Below are 20955 nucleotides of genomic sequence, written 5' to 3' on the forward strand. Positions count from 1 at the left end.
CAAGCTATCATAAACAAGCAAACACACATGGGATGGCGTTATGAAAATCATTGCAGATGAAAATCTGGCATATACCGATTATTTCTTTGCAGATTTGGCAGAAATAGAGCACAAGGCTGGACGCCGTCTAACGCATCAAGATGTGCAAGATGCTGATGCGCTGCTAGTTCGTTCCGTCACCCAAGTGAATGCAGCATTGATTCAACAGACCGCGCTTCAATTTATTGGCAGCGCGACCATTGGCACAGACCACCTTGATATCCCAGCCATCGAGCAGCAGGGCATTGCATGGTCAAATGCGGCAGGTTGTAATGCGCAGGCGGTGAGTGAGTATGTGATTACCGCATTGCTTCATCTCGAGCCTGAATTACTACATGCCAATCAAAACTTTAAACTTGGCATTATTGGACTGGGCAATGTCGGCTCGCGCTTGGTCAAAATGGCACAATTATTAGGTTGGGATGTCATCGCATACGATCCATTTGTGCAGTTGCCCAATGTGCAGCAATGTGACTTAGATGCACTATTACAACAGGCAGATGCAATTTCCATTCATGTGCCATTAACAGAAACTGGTGAACATCCTACTCATCATTTAATTAATGCAGCGCGTTTGGCATGTATGAAGCCTCAAGCCATTCTGATTAATTCAGCGCGTGGGCCAGTGGTAGAAGAAGCGGCTTTAATGCAGGATATTCAACATACTCAGCGTTTAGTGGTATTAGATGTTTTTGAATATGAACCTGAAATCTCTGCAGAATTATTAGATTTGCTTGCTTTGGCAACCCCGCATATTGCAGGGTATAGCCTAGAAGGCAAGGCACGCGGCACACAAATGATTTATCAGGCTTTTTGTGAAAATTTTGGTTTAGATGCCACAAAACAATTTGAAACTCAATTGCCAAGCTGCGCGCAATATTTCAAAACCCAAGATTTGAAAAATAGTCTGCATGCACATTTAAGTCAAATTTATGATATTGCACAGGATGATGCCAATTTACGTGCCTGTGTCAAAGCGGGCAAAGTTGAGCAGCAGGCTTTTGATCATTTAAGAAAAACCTATCCTCTGCGTCGTGAATGGGCAGCACACGGAGGCCCGCAAGCATGAGTTCAAATCTCCAATATCAACCAACTTGCGACTTAAACAGCATGCGCGCACGTGCACAATTGTATGCACAAATACGCCAGTTTTTTGCGGAACGTGAAGTACTTGAAGTTGAAACGCCAATTTTGTCACAGGCAGGAGTGACAGATGTGCATTTGGCTTCAGTGCAAGCACAGCGCCATGTGCAGGGCAAATTGCATACGCACTATTTACAGACCTCACCTGAATTTGCCATGAAGCGTTTATTGGCCAGTGGTAGTGGTGCTATTTATCAAATTTGCAAAGTTTTTCGTGATGATGAGCATGGACGTAAACACAACAGCGAATTTACCATGTTGGAATGGTATCGTCCCGAATTTAGCCTGAAAGAGCTTATGTTTGAGGTGACAGATTTACTTAATCTGACGTTAAAACAACGCTTTGGCGAAGTACGTCCAACAGTGTTGAGTTATAAACACGCATTTATGGATCGTTTGGATTTAAATCCTTTACAGGCAAGTCTGCAACAATTGGAAGACTGCTGTCATCGTGTGGGTTTGCATCTGGATTTGGGTGATGACCGTCTAGGCTACATCGACCTATTGTTTTCACATTTTGTAGAACCAAGTTTGGGCTTTGATGCTCCTGTATTTTTAACCGATTTTCCACCTGAATTAGCATCTTTGGCTAAAACCAGAACAGATGATGATGGGGAATTGGTCGCAGCCCGTTTTGAGCTATATATCGAAGGTTTAGAGCTTGCCAATGCCTATGATGAATTGATTGATGCTACTGTGCTGCGTTCTCGTTTTGAAGCTGATAATGCAGAACGCGCACAACTTGGTTTACATGTGATGCCAATTGATGAATATTTATTGGCTGCGTTGCCGAACATGCCTGAATGTTCAGGTATCGCCTTGGGCATAGATCGCTTATTGATGATTGCAACTGAGCAGATGCGTTTAGAGCAAGTGATTAGCTTTCCTGCGCAGCTTGCCTAAAAGCAAAAGACAGTTTCTTATTTCAAGAAGGATTTATTTGAGCTAAAAAGCCGTAGCTTCTATATTTTAGAAGATTACGGCTTTTCGATCAGAAATTTAGGCTGACTTAAATAGGTTAAGAATGATAGATCAAAGAACGCATGTAATGACGTTCTATAGACTTAAATAGCCTAAGCAGTAGCAGCCAAGTGACGTGCCTTTAATTGCTCAATCGCTTTAATGCGTCGTTCAATCAGCATTTCACCAATATCGGGGCCTTGGACATCGGCAGGTAAGTCTTGCGCCTTAATGCTGCGTACCACTTGAATCGCTTCCAAAATATAGCTCGCTTGCGGATAGTCACGATCTTCCAAACCTAAACGCCCACGAGAGTCACATTCACAGGCTTGTACAAAGGCTTCTACACGCTCAGGACGACGCAAGACATCCAAACGCTGTAATAAGCGCCATAACGTGCCAGGCTTTAAGCTCAATGCTTGGTGGCATTTTAAATGCTCTTTACATACAGCAAGTGCAAGTTGTTTGGTATTGGTCGGTACGCGCAGGCGTTCACACACTTCCGTTACAGGTCGAATCCCACGTTCTTCATGCATAATGTGCCGTGGTAATTCATCGGCAGGGGTCAAGGCCTTGCCTAAATCATGCAATAACACTGCAAAGCGTACATCGAGTGAGTAATTGGCACGACAGGCTTGTTGTAGTGACATCATGGTGTGCACACCACTGTCAATTTCAGGGTGATATTCAGGACGCTGTGGAATACCGAATAAAGCATCTAATTCAGGAAATAAAACTTTTAAAGCACCACAGGCACGCAATGTTTCAAAATAAACATCGGCACGTGCTTCCATTAAGGCACGTGAAGTTTCTTTCCATACGCGTTCAGGTGTCAGCGCATGTAACTCACCAGATTCTGCCAACTCTTGCATTAATAACAAGGTTTCAGGTGCAACCACAAAGCCTAAAGCATGATAACGTGCTGCAAAACGAGCAATACGCAGCACCCGTAACGGGTCTTCTACAAAAGCATTGGAAACATGGCGCAGCACTTTATTGCACAGATCTTGCTGTCCACCGTAAGGGTCGTAGACATTGCCATCACTATCCATTGCCATGGCGTTAATGGTTAAATCACGACGGATTAAATCTTCTTCTAAGGTCACGCTTGGGTCGGTATGAAATTCAAAACCGTGATAACCGTGTCCAGATTTGCGCTCAGTGCGAGCAAGTGCATATTCATCTTTGGTTTCAGGATGAAGAAAAACAGGGAAGTCTTTGCCCACAGGTTGAAAGCCTTGAGCCAAAAGTTGTTCGGGCGTTGCGCCAACGACAACATAATCTTTTTCGTGATAGGGATGCCCGAGTAAGTGATCTCGAACTGCACCGCCTACTAAATAAACTTGCATGAAAAAACCTCTATTCTTCAAGCAATCATGCTACAGAATAGAGGTTTTCTCAAGTCTATAATTCTGAGTCAGTCACTCAGAAATATAGGTTTATGCTTTAACTTGTGCTGTTTGTTGAATTTCAGCAACAGTGAGGGCAGTCATATTCACAACACGACGTGTCGTAGCAGTTGGCGTCAAGATATGTACAGGTTTTGCTGCACCTAACAAGATAGGGCCAATCGTAACATTGTTACCTGAAGTCGATTTCAACAAGTTAAATGAAATATTGGCAGCATCTAAGTTCGGCATAATCAACAAGTTTGCAGAACCTTTGAAGCGTGAGTTCGGGAAAGCAAAATGACGGATATTTTCGTCTAATGCTGCATCACCGTGCATTTCACCTTCAACTTCAAGCTCAGGTGCAATCTCACTCAAGATTTCAAAGACTTTACGCATTTTTTGTGCGCTAGAGTCTTGTTGGTCAGAACCAAAACTTGAGTGAGAAAGTAGAGCAACGCGTGGTGTCATACCAAAACGGCGTACTTCTTCAGCCGCTAAAAGTGTCATTTCAGCCAACTGTTCAGCAGTTGGGTTTGTGTTGACATAAGTGTCGGCAATGAACAAGTTGCGATCTTCAAGCATCAATGCGTTAAGGGTAAAGAAGTTAGTACGACCTTCTTTTAGACCAATCACATTTTTTACGAAATCAAGGTGAATGTCGTAGCTTGAATAAGTACCACATAACATACCATCGGCTAAACCATGTTTCACTAACATTGCTGCAATGAGGGTAGAGCGACGACGTGCTTCACGCTGCGCGTATTCAGGTGTAACGCCTTTACGCTGCATGATGGTGTAGTAATCATCTGCAAATTTTTCGTAGTTCGGGTTGTTTTCCTGATCTACAATTTCCATATTCACGCCATGTTCCAGACGTAAACCTAGCTTTTTAATGTTCGCTTCAATCACTGAGGTACGACCTACAAGGATTGGTTTAGCCAAGCCTTCATCCACTGCAATTTGTACTGCACGAAGTACGCGTAAGTCTTCACCTTCTGCATAAGCAATACGCTTAGGGTCAGTTTTTGCTTGAGCAAAAATAGGCTTCATCATAAATGCCGAGTTATATACAAACTCAGACAAACGCTGACGGTATGCAGAGAAGTCTTGAATTGGACGACTTGCTACACCTGAATCCATTGCCGCTTGAGCAACTGCAGGTGCAATTTCAAGAATTAAACGCTGATCAAGTGGGCGTGGAATTAAATAGTCACGACCAAATGATGCAGATTTTTCACCATAAGTTGCTGCATCTGCTTCAATGTGTGCCATGCGTGCAATTGCGTGTACACAAGCAATTTTCATTTCTTCGTTGATGGTAGTTGCGCCAACATCTAATGCACCACGGAAAATATACGGGAAGCAAAGTGCGTTGTTAACTTGGTTCGGATAATCCGAACGACCTGTTGCCATAATCACATCTGGACGTACTTCATGCGCATGTTCAGGCAAGATTTCTGGGTCTGGGTTAGCCAAAGCAAAGATAATTGGATTTTCAGCCATTTCTTTGACCATAGCTTTGGTCAAGATACCCGCTGCAGAAAGACCAAGGAACATATCCGCACCGCTAATTACATCAGCAAGTTGCGTTCCTTCAATGTCTTGCATATAGCGTTTTTTCGAGTCATCCAAACCTTCACGTTTGGTGGTGATTAGACCACGCGAATCCGCAACAATGATATTTTCTTTTTTCGCGCCCAATGCACATAACAGGTCTAAACAAGACAGTGCGGCTGCACCTGCACCTGAAGCAACGATTTTGATTTCTTCAATTTTCTTGCCGTTAAGTAACAAGGCATTGAGTAGGGCAGAACCTACAATGATTGACGTACCGTGTTGGTCATCGTGGAACACAGGAATATTCATGCGTTCACGAAGTTTTTGCTCAATGTAGAAACATTCTGGCGCCTTGATGTCTTCAAGGTTAATACCACCAAAAGTTGGTTCTAATGCTGCAACAATATCTACAATTTTGTCTGGATCATTTTCAGCAATTTCGATGTCAAATACATCGACACCAGCAAACTTTTTAAAGAGTACGCCTTTACCTTCCATCACAGGTTTAGACGCCAAAGGACCGATATTACCTAAACCTAATACTGCTGTACCGTTACTAACGACAGCAACCAAGTTACCGCGAGCGGTATAAAGTGCAGCTGTTGAAGGATCACGTTCAATCTCTAAACATGGTGCTGCGACACCTGGTGAGTAAGCGAGCGCTAAGTCACGTTGGTTGACCAGCTGCTTACTTGGAGTAACGCTGATTTTTCCTGGTGTTGGAAATTCGTGATAGTAAAGTGCCTGCTGTTTTAATGATTGATCGTCCATCTGAATCTCGTGTGTGACAAGTTGGCCAGCGATGCTGGTGGTTTTTTTATGAATCTTATCGAATATACCATTACTTGCCCCCTTAGCACAGACGTCACTGTTTATTTTTAGAACAAACTTAGAGCTTTTGGGTCTAGTTTCAGATTAAGGAGCGATAAGCGCGCGATACTAAATTGGCTTTTAGAAATTGGGTCGCTTCACTTTCAGGCAAAGGCCTAGAGAATAAATACCCCTGCGCAATATCACAATTTAAATTCTGCAAATATTGCAGTTGTTGCTCAGTTTCAATCCCTTCAGCCACCACACTCATGCCCATGGCTTTGCCCATAGCAATCATGGCACTAACAATGGCTTCTTGTTTGGTATTCCCAATTTTAGAAACAAAGCTACGGTCTATTTTTAAACTGTCAATTGGGAAGTCTGTTAAGTAAGAAAGTGAAGAATAGCCTGTACCAAAATCATCTAAGGCGATATGAATATCACGTTGTTTAATTTCATCTAATAAAGACTTCACGGTTGTGGAGTTTTCCACTAAAGAGGATTCGGTAATTTCTAATTCTAAGCTTGCACCTGAAATTTGATAGGTATTAATCGCATCATCTAAATCTTGCAGCAATTGACCACGTTGCAGTTGTTGTGCAACTACATTAACCGATACTTGGATATGATCAAAACCTAACAGATTCCATTCACGAATTTGCTTGGCAGTTTGTTGAATTACAACCCGACCAATATCGGAAATTAAACTGGTTTGTTCTGCAATAGGAATAAATAGGTTGGGTGGAATAATGCCTTTGGTTGGATGCTGCCAGCGCACCAATGCTTCAAACCCGATCACCTGATAATTATGGAAATCAATTTTAGGTTGATAATATACAATTAATTCATCATTTTTAATGGCTTGGCGTAAGTCACGCTCTAAATGTACATCCTGCTCTAGCAGTTTGGTGTTGTCTAAAGTGTAATATTTAATGGTATTGCCACCTAAACGCTTAGCCTCAGACAAGGCTTGTTCAGCACAATTATTTAGATAATCCAACTGGCGTCCATGTTCAGGATAGAGGGAAACCCCCATCGATAGGGTAATAATATGTTCTTGTCCCTGTACATTAAACGGCAAATTAAAGGCTTTGGTGATACGTTCACAGTGCTCTTCGATTGAAGGGCGAATATGAGAAATTTCATAAACAATTGCAAAATCATCGCCATTTAAGTGTGCAACAAACAGCGCTTCGGCATTGGTGATACGTAAACGCTGCGCCACTTGGCGGAGTAATTCATCGCCACCATTATTGCTTAAATATTCGTTTAAAGGTCTGAAACGGTCAATATTGAGTCGAATGACTGCCAATTGCTGCAATGAATCTTGCTGTGAAATAAGATATTGATGTAGTTGATAATTATAATAAAAACGATTGGGGAGATCGGTCAGCGCATCATAATTTTCTAAATAGGATAAACGCTGTTCTTGTAGTTTATGTTCGGTTAAATCAGACACAATTCCTATATAATTAATAATACGGTTTTGCTCATCTTTGACTGCATTGATATGCAAACGAACTTCTAATTCTTTTCCTGAGCGGAATTTTATACTCTTTTCAGTATGATATTCACCCTTGTTGAGTAATTGTTGAACAATTTCCTCTTGTGTCATGCGTGGATTTGCTTTGTTGGATTTGACTAAATCAAACAGATATTTACCTATAATATGGTCACGTTGAAATCCACTCATTTGTGCATAGAATGGATTGCTTTCAATATAGCGCAGGTTTTCATCTAAAATAAAAATACCTTCAGCTGCTTGTTCAAGTACGCTAGCAGTGAGTTTTAAGCGTTCTTGTGCAATCCGTTCTTGGTGAATGTCACGGCGAACCCCGACCATGCGTAAAGGTTTATTGGTGACAGGATCACGCTCAATTACCCGCCCAATATCTTGCACCCAATACCATTGACCTGAATTATGTTGTATGCGATAAGTGGCTTCATAGCGTTCTGTCTGACCACGTAAATGCTCTTTCATGGTTTGATGAAGGTGTGCAATATCATCACGGTGAATTAATTGCTGTAATTTATTCCGATGCTTTTTGGAGTTTTTTAAACGAGTTTGCTGTGAGCCAGTGCCAAAGACAATGCTTCTTTCTCTGATATTCCAGTCCCACGCTTTAATACCTGCGGCTTCATGTGCCAAAATTAAACTATGTTGTTGATTGATTAAATCTAGATGGGTTTGTTCTAAGTCAAAGGTACGTTCTCTAATTTTTTGTTCCAGTATTTGATTGTTAAATTGCAGTTGTAATTCAATATCTTTAGATTTGTTCATTTCCACTTGCAATTGTTGGCGGAGTTGATCTGTCCAGTCAACTTGTTGCTCTGCGGCTTTTTTTAATTGGTCGTTTTTAAAATTGATGCTCGATAACCGACGATGCATATGCATTGAAGTATTGGCACAAATGAGTAAGGTGATTAATGCAAAATTTGTTGCCAGAAAAAAGAAAGCAGAAGTTTCAGAACGAATTAAAAACTGCGCGGCAATATAGGGCGTAATGACTGGAATGAATACCCAACAAAAATAACTCAAGCGTTGCGTTAAAAAGGTGAGTGCAAAGGTTTGACTCACAATAATTAATAAGGCGGCTAGAATAATGGCTTCATGGATGTTCAGTTCAGGGTTTTGATGGGGTAAAAAGTAATACAGCAAAGTTACCCCAACTGCGATTGCAGTTCCGATTAAGAAACATACCAATTTTAACCAGCGATCTGCATGTTGGAGTTGATATTGTCCTGCTTTAAAGTGAATCGCAGTGAGCAGTAAACACAAACCAATGGTCAGTTCAGTGAGAATAAACCAGATATTGAGGTAGGGTGATGACTGTGAGAAAGAAATTTGATAAATAAAAAACACATACAGGCAAACAATCAGGATGCTGACCAAAAAGAATCGAATAAGCCGAATGGTATTGGTGATTTGCGCAGCATCTAAGTATTGCTGCAACAATTCATCTTGAGCGTCTGACATACTTCCCCAAAATCTAGTTAAATGATTCCATCATTTATATTTTTAAATAACATCACTTTCATGCATAAAATATTGCTGTTTTGTGTTTAAATTTATGCAAATTTTTTAATATATTGTTCGAGATTAATCCTGTACTTTATAAATTGCAATGTTATTGGCAATCGATTTCTGTAAAAACGGATAAATTACTCAGCCAAGCGATAATTTAAGAGAGCTAAAGCAACCACAGGTGCGGTTTCAGTGCGTAATACCCGAGTACCAATACACCAGTTTTGAAAGCCAACCGCATTGGCAGCGCTAATTTCTGTTTCGCTTAAACCACCTTCAGGCCCAATTAATAAAGCCAAATCTTTACTGACATTGTTTAGCACATCTACTTGATCTTTATTCGGTGCTAACACTAATTTGGTGGTAGGAAGGTCACTATTCAGCCAGTCCTCTAAACGTAGTGGGGCTAAAATTTTCGGTACGATATTCATGCCACATTGTTCACAGGCTGCAATGGCAATGCCTTGCCAATGATCTAATTTTTTTTGATCGCGGTCATATTTTAAGCGCATTTCACAGCGTTCAGAGGTGAGCAACTGAATGTTAGTCACGCCAAGCTCTACCGCTTTTTGAATCGCATAATCCATACGATCGCCTTTGCTCATTACTTGTCCTAATAAGGCGCTAAAGCTTGGGATGCGATTGTCTGGATTAAAACTTTTAATCTGCACTTGCGCTGTTTTTTTGGTAACTTCAACCAGTTCCACTTCATATTCACCACCTTGCCCATTGAACAAGGTGGCGGTTTCACCGACTTGTGCGCGTAGTACTTTCACCCAGTGATGAAATACTGTTTCAGTCAGTTCAACTTGTGTATCTACTGCTAATTCAGCCTCAATATAAAAACGGGGCATAGGGATTACTCGTTCAAGTCAATAAATATGAAAAATACAGCTTAAGCCAAACCAAGATCTGTCACTAATTGACGAGTCGGTTCGGTGTTGTTCATGGTGTAAAAATGCAAACTTGGCGCACCACCTGCAATCAGGCGTTCGCACAGTTTAATGATTACCTCATGACCAAAAGCTTTGATTGAAGCTGTGTCATCACCATAAGTTGCCAATTGTTTGCGAATCCAACGTGGAATTTCCGCACCTGTACCATCTGCAAAGCGAATTAAATTGCTGGCATTGGTAATCGGCATAATGCCAGGCGCAACAGGAATATTCACACCTTGTTTTTGAATACGTTCTACAAAGTAGAAGTACGCATCTGGATTGAAAAAGAACTGCGTGATGGCAGCATTAGCACCTGCATTTACTTTGGTGACAAAGTTTTTAATGTCTTGATCAAAGTGATCGGCTTGTGGATGCATTTCAGGATAAGCCGCAACTTCAATGTGAAAATGATCACCTGAATGTTCACGAATAAAACGTACCAAGTCAGAGGCATACGGCAATTCGCCTAAACCAACTTGACCTGAAGGTAAATCACCACGCAAAGCCACAATGCGGTCAATGCCTTGTGCTTTATAAATATCAAGCAATTCAGCAATACGCGCTTTGTCATCACCAATACAAGACAGGTGCGGCGCTACAGGTGTGCCTTTGCCATTGAAGTCGCTAATGGTCGATAAAGTACGTTCACGAGTAGAACCACCTGCACCATAAGTGATAGAAAAAAACTCTGGATTTAAAAGTTGTAATTCTTGATGCACAACTTTGAGTTTTTCTGCACCTACATCGGTTTTAGATGGGAAAAATTCAAATGAAATAGGAACTTGTTTGGTCATGATTAAATCCTTGTTATAAATACTTATTTATATTTTTTCACCTCTCCTAAATCCTCTCTTGCGCTGGGTTTAAAAGCAGTGCTTTAAACTTGCTCAGGAGAGGACTTACCCTCGAATACATTCATTAAACAATGAATCATTCCCTCTCCCTATGAGAGAGGGTTAGGGAGAAGGATTAAAAACTTAGTATTTATAAGCATCCGATTTAAACGGACCTTCAACAGCTACACCTAAGTAGTCCGCTTGTACTTGAGTCAATTGTGTTAATACACCACCAAAACCAGCAACCATTGCAGCAGCAACTTCTTCGTCTAGTTTTTTCGGTAAGATTTCAACACGAATTGCCGCTTGTTTTTGATCGGCAGGAAGATCGGCAAATTTCTCTGCAAATAAGTGCATTTGTGCCAATACTTGGTTCGCAAAAGAACCGTCCATAATACGTGATGGGTGACCTGTTGCGTTACCCAAGTTCACTAAACGACCTTCAGAAAGCAAGATTAAATAATCGTTTTCGTTTTCTGAACGATACACTTGGTGTACTTGTGGCTTCACTTCAACCCACTTATAACCACGTAAGTAGTTGGTGTCGATTTCAGTATCGAAGTGACCAATGTTGCATACAACAGCGCCTGCTTTAAGTGTATCTAGCATTGCTGCGTCACACACGTGATAGTTACCTGTTGTAGTCACAATCAAGTCAGTATTTTCTAAAAGCTCTAGGTTCACGTCTGCTTTATTGCCTGTTTGTACGCCATTCTTGTACGGAGATACAACTTCGTAACCATCCATACATGCTTGCATTGCACAAATTGGGTCAATTTCAGAAACACGAACAATCATGCCTTCTTGACGTAAAGATTGTGCAGAACCTTTACCTACATCACCATAACCAATAACCAATGCACGACGACCAGACAATAACATGTCTGTACCACGTTTAATCGCATCGTTGAGTGAGTGACGGCAACCGTATTTATTGTCGTTTTTAGATTTAGTCACAGAGTCGTTGACGTTAATTGCAGGCACTTTTAAAGAACCATCTTTCCACATTTCAATTAGACGTTGTACGCCCGTAGTGGTTTCTTCAGTAATACCGTGAATGCGCTCTAATAATGCAGGATATTTCTCGTGAACAAGTGCAGTTAAGTCACCGCCATCGTCCAAAATCATGTTGGCATCCCATGGTGTGCCATTTACATTAATTTGTTGTTCAAGACACCATACATATTCTTCTTCAGTTTCGCCTTTCCAAGCAAAAACAGGCACACCTGAAGCAGCAATTGCTGCAGCAGCGTGGTCTTGAGTAGAGAAAATGTTACAAGAAGTCCAACGAACTTCTGCGCCCAATTCAACTAGCGTTTCAATTAAAACAGCAGTTTGAATGGTCATGTGGATACAGCCGAGAATTTTCGCGCCTGCAAGAGGTTTTGCAGCTGAGTAGCGCTTACGCAAACCCATAAGGGCTGGCATTTCTGCTTCTGCAAGTTTGATTTCTTTACGACCAAAATCAGCTAGTGTGATATCGGCAACTTTATAATCTGTAAATGAAGCATTAACCGCGTTCATCACGATCTCCTTATAAAAAACAATTGATCATTCAGTTCGCGGATGCCGTTTCTTGCATAGCAAACGCGTTGCTATGCTGGTCGAGCCTGGCGATTTTACATTTCGTGCCTGTAAAACGTCGCAGCATCCCTCGACTAGCGCGATATTGTACTTGGAAATTGATTCAGTTCCAATCATGTTTTGTTTATTATCACTACAAACATATTTTTGAGATTGAATGATGGCTTTAAAGCTTCCTCAAGAGTTGGCAAATTTAGAAGCCAACGGCGGGATTTACGCAGTGTGGATGTTGCTACGACACTTAGGAATTGATGCCGATATTCAACAATTGATTGAAGTGTGTGGTTATACGCCAGAGCAGGGCACAACCACAATTGGTTTGGCTGTTGGACTGAAAAAGTTTGGCTTTAATGTGCAGTTTTATACTGACCCTGACCCAGATTTACAAGATGCAGAAAAGTTAAGTTATGCCGAAGCTAAACAGCTTAAATTGCCTGTATTGGCGGCAATCGGCTATCAGCAAATTCAGCACGCATTTGATGAAAATAAATTTGTAATTGTCTACTACGACACTTTAGAAGGCGTGGGCAATCACTCATTGCTATATTCAATTGATGATGCTGAAATTTGTTTCTTTGACAGTTTTGAGCCGATGCCTGCGGCTGTGTTTGAACAACAGCGTCAGCAAGAGGGCATTTGCAGACAAGTAATTGTGGTCGAAGTCTAAGTGTTATTCAAAGTCTAAGCTTTATTCAATGACGATTCGAGTCATGCAAAAAATTGTCTAGCCCATCAATTGATTGGCTAGACAAAGGGATTACTCCGCTGCGTCTGCTTTTTGTGTCCAATATTCAGCTTTATTTTCGTCAGCATCTACACCCAAAGCATTTGCATAAATAAAAGCAAGGTCTCGCATGGCTTGTACTTCGCCCAATTCTGCTGCTTGCTGTACCAATGCCACAGAGCGAGCGACATCTTGTTCAACCACATCACCACGACGGTAGTAGCCTGCCAACTCTAAAATAGCGGCAGGGTGTTGTGCATCACTGGCTTTTTTGAGCCAGACAAAAGCATCTTCAAAATGTTGTTTGGCATCTTCAGGGTCATCTTCTAGAACATCTTTGGCATATACGGTATAGCCTTCACCAAGCCAATACATGGCTTCGATATGTCCGTTTGCGGCAGCTTTGAGCGCCCATTGTTCGGCAAGTTCAATATCTTCATTAAAATCGCTTTGCATATACAGCACCGCCATTTCAAATTGGGCATCGGCTTGTCCTGCAATGGCGCGGTTCATTAGCGCAGGGGAGATTGAAACAGATTCTGACATAATGTCATCCAGCAAAATTACAACATAAGATTGTGCGATAGCCTAAAAGGTCTGCTGGGAAAAAGCCATCTTCGGTGTGATTTTTTAAAAAATTAGGGTTAATTGATCATGCGTTTATGCAGACAATAACAAAAAATCACTTGAGCCATATCGTCAAGTTTCAATATGCTGAATGTTAAACATGGTCATAATGAGAACAATAAGATGGCAAATTTTTTAACTGCTGAACAAGCAAAAGTTTATTCAGATCATGCCAAGCTAGATATTGAATTATATAAGCAGCGTTTGGCGTCTTTAATCGAAGAGAATGCCAAGCAGGGCAATACCGCAGTTTTTACTGTGCTGCCAAAACATTTACCTTTAGAAGATATTCGAAATTTATCGGCACAGCTGACTGATTTGGGTTATCAGGTGCGCTTTGAGTTAAATGAGTTCTTTTATAGCTTTAATGTGTATTGGATTTAAAACTCAACTCTACCGACATTTCACCAAATAGTTTTAGTGAAATGTCGAGCGTTTATATTTTTGATTTAGATTGCGTTTAAGTATTTGCAGTATGTTCTGCCAAAACTTCCAACGCTGCGCGAAAAGCTTCCTGAGTTGCAGGTGCGCCACAATAAGGCAAGCTGTGTAACAAGACTTCCTGAATTTCTTCGACACTTGCCCCGTTATTTAGCGCACCACGAATATGTCCTTTAAGCTCTGTCGGGCTTTTTAAAGCAGTTAAAAAGGCGATAGTAATTAAGGAACGATATTTGCGTGGTAACACACCTTCACGTTGCCAAGTTGAACCCCATGCATGTTCATTAATCCAGTCCTGCAAAGGTTGGGTAAATGGTACAGTGTTGTCCTGTGCGCGTTTTACAAAGCTTTCGCCCATGACTTCAGTGCGAACTTTTAAGCCATTGTCATAGTCTTGTTGTGACATTTTACTATCCCTGTTTTATTGTTTGAGCTCGGTGTATAGATTAAGTGCATAGATTAACAATTTATGGCGATGACACCATGCGCACTTGGTCGTAGACCATCAAAAAATATTCACATCTATCTATTTTTAATATATCCACAAGGTATAAAAAACCCCGAACATAAAGTCGGGGCTGTTTTAGCTTTATCGCAAATTTTGAAATAAGCGAGTGTTAAGCTTCAATGGTTTGCACGCTAATTTTTTTAGCAGGGTCGGCTTTACGACGTACTGTTGGTACAGGTTCACCATAATATTGACGGTCTGCAAAATAACTTGAACGTACCATTGGCGCAGCCCAAATATTTTTAAAACCTAACTTTTGACCATGCGCTGTATAACGCTCAAATTCTTCAGGTGTTACAAAGCGGTCAATTGGCGCATGTTCTTTAGATGGCTGTAAATATTGACCAATGGTCACATAATCTACATCGTGCGCTTTAAGATCATCTAACAGTGCAATAACTTCTTCTTCAGATTCTCCAATACCTACCATCAAACCGCATTTGGTTGGAATATCTGGGCAATATTCTTTAAACATTTTCAGCAAGTTCAAAGAGTGCTGATAGTCTGAACCCGGACGCATGGCTTTATATAAGCGTGGCACAGTTTCAATGTTGTGGTTAAAAACATCTGGCGGACATTCGGTCATAATGCGTAGTGCAATATCCATACGACCACGGAAGTCTGGCACCAAAATTTCTAACAACGTATTTGGGCTTAAAGAGCGGGCTTCTTTAATACAATCGACAAAATGTTGTGCACCACCATCTAACAAGTCATCACGGTCTACAGAGGTGATCACGGCATATTTTAAGCATAAGTTGGCAATGGTTTCTGCCATGTGACGAGGTTCTTCAGGATCTAGTGCATTTGGACGACCATGCGCAACATCACAGAACGGGCAGCGACGGGTACAAATATCACCCATGATCATAAAGGTTGCTGTACCACCACCAAAGCATTCTGGAAGGTTTGGACAAGCGGCTTCTTCACAAACGGTGTGCAATTTTTGCTGACGCAAAGTGGTTTTAATACGTTGAACTTCTTCTGGTGCCGTCATTTTGACCCGAATCCAGTCAGGTTTACGAGGCGTTTCAACCGTAGGAACAACTTTTACAGGAATACGTGCGACTTTTTCAGCACCACGAAGTTTGACACCCTGTTCTGGTTTACGGTTTGCAGACATATTCAACTTTTCCACTGTTTTTGAAAGGGGAGAGATTTAGTGTAGGCTAGATTTTACGTGAAATAGAGTCTGATTAAACCGAATCTAAGTGCAAAAGTAAAATGTCACCTTAACTTCATCATAAGACGGTTATTATAACGAAATTGTGCTTAAATTGGGTAAAAACGATATTCATATAAAAAATGTGGTTATCACGTAATATATGCACAGTAAATACAGAAAATTCAAAAGATTTACGTCATAATATAGCCCATTGAAAAGACAGATTTAAAGAAAAGGAGCGTTGAATGCCACGTAAAAAAGAGGTCGTTAGTGGAACTTTCGTGAAGTACGATGCGGTTGTTCTCGGTTCAGGCCCTGCGGGTGAAGGCGCGGCAATGAAACTTGCCAAATCTGGTAAGCGTGTTGCGATTGTAGATGTTCGTGAGCAGCTTGGCGGTAACTGTACCCATGTGGGTACCATTCCAAGTAAAGCATTGCGTCAGACAGTGTCGAATATTATCCGTTATCGCCGTGACCCAATGTTTAAAAAAATGGGCGATTGGCGTCAGTTCACCATGAAGCAAGTGTTGCAAAGTGCGCATAAAGTTATTCAGCAGCAAGTTGAAACGCACTCTCGCTTTTATGACCGTAATGAAATTGCGATTTATCATGGTCGTGCTTATATCCAAGATAAAAATACGGTCTTGGTATTTGGTGCAGATGGCATTAAAGAAACCATTATGTGTCAGCAAATTGTGATTGCGACAGGTAGCCGTCCATATCGTCCAGAAATGTTGGATTTCAACCATCCACGTGTATTTGATTCAGACAAAATTTTGGATTTGGATTTCTCGATTCAAAAAATTATTATTTATGGCGCGGGTGTGATTGGTTGTGAATATGCATCCATCTTCATTGGTTTAGATCATAAAGTTGATTTGATTAATACTCAGCACAAATTGCTCAGCTATTTGGATGATGAAATTTCAGATGCCTTGTCATATCACTTGCGTGCGCAAGGGGTACTGATTCGCCACAATGAGCAAATTGATCATTTAGAAACTTTTGATGATCACGTGGTTTTATATTTGCAAAGTGGCAAGAAAATCAAAGCCGATGCGATTTTGTGGTGTAACGGTCGTTCGGGTAATACCGATGGTTTAGGTCTTGAAAATGTCGAACTTAAGCCAAACAGCCGTGGTCAGTTAACAGTCAATGATCAATATCAAACCGAAGTAGAGAATATTTATGCTGCGGGCGATGTAATTGGTTGGCCTTCGTTAGCATCAGCTGCCTATGACCAAGGTCGTTGCGCGGGTGCAAATATGAGTGGCGAAGAAAATGTTGCGCCTGTGACCGATATTCCAACAGGTATTTATACCATTCCAGAAATTTCTTCGATTGGTAAAACTGAGCAGGAATTGACGGAAGAAAAAATTCCTTATGAAGTTGGTCAGGCATCTTTCCGTCATTTAGCGCGTGCGCAAATTACGGGTGATACAGTGGGTGAATTGAAGATTTTATTCCACCGTGACACTTTAGAAGTATTGGGTGTGCATTGCTTTGGTAATAATGCGGCAGAGATTATCCACATTGTTCAGGCGGTGATGAACAGCCCGAACAATACCATTAAGTATTTTGTGGAAACCACATTCAACTACCCAACCATGGCGGAAGCGTATCGTGTGGCGACCTTGAATGGGATGAATCGTTTGTTTTAAGCAGATTCTGCTGACTGCAAAATAGAAAATTTAGAACACCTCATAAGATCATTTTTGTGGGGTGTTTTTTATTGCCTTGCTGTAGGAAAATTTATGCATTGAGGGAAAGTTGATTTGTGGAACATAGAGTATTAAATATCAATCATGACCGATGCTGCACTGCGTTGTGCTTCGCCATGAAAAACAGCTTCAATATTGTTACCATCAGGATCAAGCACATAAGCTGCATAATAACCAGGATGATAAGCACGTTCATCAGGTTTGCCATTGCATCTACCACCATGCGCCAATGCTGCAAGATAGAAAGCATTGACCATTTGACGATTTTTAGCTTGAAAGGCGAGATGATGACGCCCAGTGAGTGTACCTTGTGCGGCAGGGCTTTCTACTGACGAGATAAAGAGTTCATCTGCCCAAAAGTGATCATTGGCTGTTCCCATAACTGGAATATCCAACACTGCCAAGATGGTGGTATAAAATGCTCGACTTGCCTCAAGGTCATTCACCACAAGATGAATATGGTCAATCAGTCTTCCACGATGCAATTGAATCTGCATAAGACGCTCCATGTCTAAAGCGGAATTTTGAATAGCAAAATAGACTTAATATTTTAGAGATTGGGTTTTAATGCGCACAAAACGCCTGATTAAAATATTCGAATAGTTGTGGCGTTTGCATCCATAAAAAAATTGAAAAGACGAGCAGGGCAATAACCGCCAGCGCGAGCAGCACTTTAAAATTAAATAAAGAATTAGTCATGAATGACGTGCTCCTCATCTACCCAAAAATGGACCAAGACCGCAAACGCACTTAAAGCAATAGAAACAATCCAGATTGCATTATAGTTACCTGTCAGATCGTGATTTAAACCGCCAAGCCATCCACCAAAAAATGAGCCGACTTGGTGTGTGAAAAACACAATGCCGCTGAGCATGGTCAGGTACTTAATCCCAAACATATTTGCCACAATACCATTGGTCAAAGGCACTGTAGATAACCACAATAAACCCATAATGATCCCGAATGCATAAATTGTCCAGATGCTTAAAGGCAGGATTAAAAAGGCGATAATGGCAATGCCGCGTAGTCCGTAAAGCCACATCAGCAAATGCGGTTTCGAATAGCGACCGCCTAACCAACCCGCCGTATAGGTGCCTACAATATTAAATAAGCCCACGAGTGCTAGAAAAACTGTGCCTGTGGTTGCATTAAAGCCATGATCAATTAAGTAGCTAGGGAGGTGAATCCCGATAAAAACCACTTGAAAGCCACAGACAAAAAAGCCCAAAGCTAAAAACCAAAAGGGTTTATGGTTTTTGGCAATCACCAAAACCTGCTTAAAGCCTAAAGCGGGTTGGCTGACTGAACTTGCATTAGGGTTTTGATACATGGGTGCTTTGAGCATCCATGCCAAAGGAACAATCAAGGCAATTAAAATCGCACTGACAATTAATGCGCCCGACCAACCTACACTTTGTAATAACAATAAGGTCGATGGCAACATGATAAATTGCCCAAACGAGCCTGCAGCACTGGCAATACCCATTGCAAGGCTACGCTTTTCTGGAGGAGCAGCGCGACCTACTGCAGAAAGTAGCACAGGGAAAGAGGTTGCAGAAAGTGCCAAACCTAAAATTAAACCCACACTTAAATTTAGCAATAACCCAGTCGAGCTGACGGCCATGAGCAATAAGCCGAGTGCATACAGTGCACCACCAACTGCAACTACAATTTTACTGCCGTATTTGTCTGCAAAAGCACCTGTGATGGGTTGGACTGCACCCCAAATCAGGTTTTGCATGGCAATGGCTAAACTAAAGACATTATGTCCCCAGCCAAATTCATGGCTCATCGGTACCAAATACAAACCAAATGCATGCCGAACCCCAAGCGATAATGCCAAAATAATGGCGCTTCCAATTAACATATAAATTAGAGGTTTGGAAAATTGAGCATTCGACATAAGGCATCCACGTATGGCTAACAGCTTGTTATGGTAATCGATTCAGCTCAAGAGCGCGATAAAATAAAATTCATCAAATGATAAAATTGAGTTATCAAGATAGAAGCGATTGCTTTAATTAAATAGTGTAAGAAAAAATAAGACGACCGTAGCCGTCTTAAATTTAGTTGAAAGTGGAAAAGTAAAATTAGAGATTAAAAGCGCATCCCAAAGCCAGCGTATGCAATGATCGGATTCACTTCAATATCTGCTTTAGAGTGAATCAATTCACCATGTTTGGCATCGGTCACCGTAATGGTGGTTTCATTTTTAAGGTGTGCATAAGATAGTGAACCAACTGCAAACCATTTTTCATTAAAGTCATAGGTAAAACCTACGGTGGCAACAGGTGCAAACGCATCGGTGGCATCTAACTCAACTTTTGGGTTGGCTGAACTTGGTTTGCCTTCTAAAGATGCGCCTGATTTTCCTTCTTTAATATTGGCAATCATGTGACCTGAAGCAATTAAGTCCTGCTCAGTACGTGGATTAATTTCTAACTCATTGAAATAGGCATACATCAAACCGACGCCAACATAGGGGCGGAACTTATTTACGCCTGTTTTGCCAAAGTGATATTGAAACTCAAATGCAGGTGTCCATGCTCGGGCAGAAGCAGCAGGGCCATGTGCTGCTAAATCGGTAATGAAAATATCGTTTTGTAATTCTAGCTCACCCAACGCACCGCCTAATGGACGTGCAATTGCGGAGAAAGGTGCATAAATTTTCCCTTTGCCTTGCAAATCAACTTTAGGTGGAATGCCGCCTTTGACTTCAAAGGAAATATTATCAGTAAAGAAATAGTTACTGATGATACCCAGTGTAGTGACATCATCTGCTTCTAAACCTGTACCGGGATTATCCCATTGTTCCAAACCTGAAATTGTGGCTTGTCCACTCATGTTGGCAGGCACGGTAGGCAGCAAATTTAATGCTCCGCTTAATAATATGGGTGGCTCAAAACCGTCACGTAAATTATCTTTTACAGTTTGCGATTGAACCTCACCGACATCCGCTGTGTAGCCATTGTGGATGGCTGTATTGACCCGAAAAGGTTGTGCTTTACCTTGTGGCATAACGTGCAGCGCACCTACCGAAACAGAAAAGCGTTTAAAACCATCACCATCTTTTAAACTAAAATAAGGTGAGTTGGCATAACTGATGACTGGCAAACTACTCAGTGCCAAACAGCATAGTGTTTTTTTCATTGTGGAACTCCATGTCCAATTTTGCTTGTTGTTATTTACGGGATTGTTATGCAAGGCATTATGAAATGGACTGGAAAAATAAAACTGTTGTTTTTACAAGATATTTTTTTAAACTTTTGTGAATAACTGGAAAAGTGTGCAGGTGTTTTGTTAAATCCAAAACTGTTGAATACGTGAAAATGCTTGTTTTATTGGATGGCTTTAAAGTTCTATTGGTTTGAAATAAAAAGATTTTATAGAAATTGTATGCGTTGAAATTAATAAAAAAGACCAGTCGGAACTGATCTTTTTGACATACGGGTTAAATTTTTAGCCAATGACAGATTTTGGCTGCAA

18 protein-coding genes are annotated in these 20955 nt (G+C 41.1%); 5 read left to right on the forward strand and 13 right to left on the reverse strand.

The annotated features are described in order from the left end of the window. The first annotated feature begins 40 nt into the window (after window positions 1-40). Both F947_RS04595 and epmA read left to right on the forward strand, forming a co-directional pair. Window positions 41-1108, forward strand: coding sequence for a 4-phosphoerythronate dehydrogenase (locus tag F947_RS04595; protein WP_004972744.1), 1068 nt, complete (start codon window positions 41-43; stop codon window positions 1106-1108). Then, complete coding sequence (epmA, locus tag F947_RS04600; protein ID WP_004972748.1) at window positions 1105-2085, forward strand: EF-P lysine aminoacylase EpmA; 981 nt, start codon at window positions 1105-1107, stop codon at window positions 2083-2085. Before F947_RS04595 ends, epmA begins: the two co-directional genes overlap by 4 nt. Before the next feature lie 170 nt (window positions 2086-2255). On the opposite strand, the gene F947_RS04605 is transcribed toward epmA, so the two are convergent. From F947_RS04605 to ahcY, 6 genes are all read right to left on the reverse strand, one after another. Beyond that, window positions 2256-3491 (reverse strand): multifunctional CCA addition/repair protein, encoded by a 1236-nt coding sequence (locus F947_RS04605; RefSeq protein ID WP_004972751.1) that lies wholly within the window; start codon window positions 3489-3491, stop codon window positions 2256-2258. 90 nt (window positions 3492-3581) lie between these two features. Continuing rightward, a complete protein-coding gene (locus tag F947_RS04610; protein ID WP_004972754.1) occupies window positions 3582-5861 on the reverse strand; it encodes an NADP-dependent malic enzyme in 2280 nt (759 codons plus the stop codon). 139 nt (window positions 5862-6000) lie between these two features. Continuing rightward, window positions 6001-8877, reverse strand: coding sequence for a bifunctional diguanylate cyclase/phosphodiesterase (locus F947_RS04615; protein ID WP_004972756.1), 2877 nt, complete (start codon window positions 8875-8877; stop codon window positions 6001-6003). Window positions 8878-9062: 185 nt separating this feature from the next. Beyond that, window positions 9063-9779 (reverse strand): 16S rRNA (uracil(1498)-N(3))-methyltransferase, encoded by a 717-nt coding sequence (locus F947_RS04620; RefSeq protein WP_004972758.1) that lies wholly within the window; start codon window positions 9777-9779, stop codon window positions 9063-9065. A gap of 41 nt (window positions 9780-9820) precedes the next feature. Then, a complete protein-coding gene (metF, locus tag F947_RS04625; RefSeq protein ID WP_004972760.1) occupies window positions 9821-10657 on the reverse strand; it encodes a methylenetetrahydrofolate reductase [NAD(P)H] in 837 nt (278 codons plus the stop codon). Between the two features lie 183 nt (window positions 10658-10840). Next, a complete protein-coding gene (gene ahcY, locus F947_RS04630) occupies window positions 10841-12223 on the reverse strand; it encodes an adenosylhomocysteinase (protein ID WP_004972762.1) in 1383 nt (460 codons plus the stop codon). A 220-nt stretch (window positions 12224-12443) separates the two neighbouring features. On the opposite strand from ahcY, the gene F947_RS04635 reads away from it, so the two are divergent. After that, on the forward strand, window positions 12444-12950 hold the full coding sequence (locus tag F947_RS04635; protein WP_004972764.1) for a cysteine peptidase family C39 domain-containing protein: 507 nt from the start codon (window positions 12444-12446) through the stop codon (window positions 12948-12950). Between the two features lie 90 nt (window positions 12951-13040). On the opposite strand, the gene F947_RS04640 is transcribed toward F947_RS04635, so the two are convergent. Further along, window positions 13041-13553 (reverse strand): tetratricopeptide repeat protein, encoded by a 513-nt coding sequence (locus F947_RS04640; protein ID WP_004972766.1) that lies wholly within the window; start codon window positions 13551-13553, stop codon window positions 13041-13043. A 204-nt stretch (window positions 13554-13757) separates the two neighbouring features. Here F947_RS04640 and F947_RS04645 point away from each other — a divergent pair, with 204 nt between their 5' ends. After that, entirely contained in the window at window positions 13758-14018 is a 261-nt protein-coding gene (locus F947_RS04645; RefSeq protein WP_004972768.1) for a hypothetical protein, read from the forward strand. A gap of 76 nt (window positions 14019-14094) precedes the next feature. On the opposite strand, the gene F947_RS04650 is transcribed toward F947_RS04645, so the two are convergent. Then, window positions 14095-14481 (reverse strand): carboxymuconolactone decarboxylase family protein, encoded by a 387-nt coding sequence (locus tag F947_RS04650; protein ID WP_004972770.1) that lies wholly within the window; start codon window positions 14479-14481, stop codon window positions 14095-14097. Window positions 14482-14692: 211 nt separating this feature from the next. After that, entirely contained in the window at window positions 14693-15706 is a 1014-nt protein-coding gene (gene lipA / locus F947_RS04655; protein WP_004972772.1) for a lipoyl synthase, read from the reverse strand. Window positions 15707-15993: 287 nt separating this feature from the next. On the opposite strand from lipA, the gene sthA reads away from it, so the two are divergent. Next, the gene (gene sthA, locus F947_RS04660; protein WP_004972773.1) at window positions 15994-17409 is read left to right on the forward strand and encodes a Si-specific NAD(P)(+) transhydrogenase; all 1416 of its coding nucleotides are present in this window, start codon (window positions 15994-15996) and stop codon (window positions 17407-17409) included. Window positions 17410-17540: 131 nt separating this feature from the next. On the opposite strand, the gene F947_RS04665 is transcribed toward sthA, so the two are convergent. The 4 genes from F947_RS04665 to F947_RS04680 form a co-directional block, all read right to left on the reverse strand. Next, window positions 17541-17966 carry a VOC family protein gene (locus tag F947_RS04665; protein ID WP_004972776.1) on the reverse strand — a complete coding sequence of 142 codons (426 nt, stop codon included), beginning with the start codon at window positions 17964-17966 and terminating at the stop codon, window positions 17541-17543. 67 nt (window positions 17967-18033) lie between these two features. Beyond that, entirely contained in the window at window positions 18034-18168 is a 135-nt protein-coding gene (locus tag F947_RS14910; RefSeq protein WP_004972778.1) for a hypothetical protein, read from the reverse strand. After that, window positions 18161-19372 (reverse strand): MFS transporter, encoded by a 1212-nt coding sequence (locus tag F947_RS04675; protein WP_004972780.1) that lies wholly within the window; start codon window positions 19370-19372, stop codon window positions 18161-18163. Before F947_RS04675 ends, F947_RS14910 begins: the two co-directional genes overlap by 8 nt. Before the next feature lie 194 nt (window positions 19373-19566). Continuing rightward, window positions 19567-20619 (reverse strand): OmpW/AlkL family protein, encoded by a 1053-nt coding sequence (locus F947_RS04680; RefSeq protein ID WP_004972784.1) that lies wholly within the window; start codon window positions 20617-20619, stop codon window positions 19567-19569. Between the last annotated feature and the right edge of the window lie 336 nt (window positions 20620-20955).

The sequence above is a fragment of the Acinetobacter towneri DSM 14962 = CIP 107472 genome (genome assembly GCF_000368785.1).
Taxonomy (GTDB): domain Bacteria; phylum Pseudomonadota; class Gammaproteobacteria; order Pseudomonadales; family Moraxellaceae; genus Acinetobacter; species Acinetobacter towneri.